Below are 1,321 nucleotides of genomic sequence, written 5' to 3'. Positions count from 1 at the left end.
AAAAGCTTGACGATCGGTAAAATGAGATCAAAATCCTATGATCACAGGTCATAGGATTTTTTTATGCAACTTGCTCATGAATTAGCTTCCACTCTCGATGCATGCAACACGTTTCACACATTTGAAAAGTATGCTGAAATACTCTCCCCAGAATTAATTGAACACGCTTTTCAAAAAGCTGGTGTAGCAACTGTTAGAAAGCGCCGTCTCCCCTTAGAAGCTGTATTATGGTCAATCATTGGCATGAGCTTATTTAGGCAACGTTCGGTTTGGGATATAGCAACTCAAATGGACATTATGTTACCTGATAAAAAACCTTTATTAGCACCCAGTGCAATAGTGCAAGCAAGGCAACGCTTAGGCTCCGAAGCTGTTAAGCAAGTATTCCTAGCAATGGCAAAGCAAAGTTATCAAAGCGATAAGTTTGAAACATGGGCGGGGCTCAATTTACTCGCTGTCGATGGTGTTGTTTGGCGGACAACAGACACACCTGAAAATCATGAAACATTTAAAGCCCAAAGCAATGGGCACAGTGAAAATATCTTTCCTAAAATACGTATGGTCTGCCATATGGAAGTCACCAGCCACCAACTCATCAACAGTGCATTTTCTGATTATAGAACGAGTGAAATGCGATTAGCTGAGCAGCTCATAGAGCAAACGCCAGATAACTCGTTAACGATATTTGATAAAGGGTATTATTCCCTTGGGCTACTGAATCGCTGGCAACAAGCAGGAAAACAAAGACACTGGATGATACCTGCCCGCAAAGACCTTCAATTTGAAGTGATAAAGAAAATAAGCCCTAATGACTTACAGATACGACTGACGTCTACCCCGCAATCTAGAAAGAAATTCACTGACTTACCGACTCATGTTGAGGCTCGCTTAGTTACAAAAACAATTAAAGGAAAAACCTATCGCATTTTGACATCTATGATTGACCCAATGCGCTTTCCAAATGAGGAAATGGTTGAATTATATTGTTATCGCTGGGAAATAGAGCTGGGCTTTAGGGAAATGAAACAAACACTATTGAACAGTAAATATACCTTGAGAAGCAAACGGCCTGATATGATAGAGCAAGAATTGTGGGGGATATTACTCGCGTATAACCTCATAAGACAAGCGATGACAGAGGCTGCGAGTAAGCTTGATAGTGTACTACCAAATCAACTGAGTTTTGCGAGTTGTTCAATGGCAGTTACCCAATATTTTGCAACGATACCACTGACATCACCGGGGAATATTCCAAAGCACTACGCGCTATTAATAGAGCAGTTAGGTTACTTTAAATTACCAAGGCGGCGCGAAGATAGGT

At 41.0% G+C, this 1,321-nt stretch carries 1 protein-coding gene; it reads left to right on the top strand.

What is annotated here, in order from left to right; translation table 11 throughout:
- Positions 1-63: 63 nt before the first annotated feature.
- The coding region (locus B5G52_RS21750; RefSeq protein ID WP_087534706.1) for an IS4 family transposase at positions 64-1,321 on the top strand (1,258 nt) is incomplete at its 3' end.

The sequence above is a fragment of the Pseudoalteromonas sp. A601 genome (assembly GCF_002165575.1).
Taxonomy (GTDB): domain Bacteria; phylum Pseudomonadota; class Gammaproteobacteria; order Enterobacterales; family Alteromonadaceae; genus Pseudoalteromonas.
This window is presented reverse-complemented; position numbering and strand designations above follow the sequence as displayed.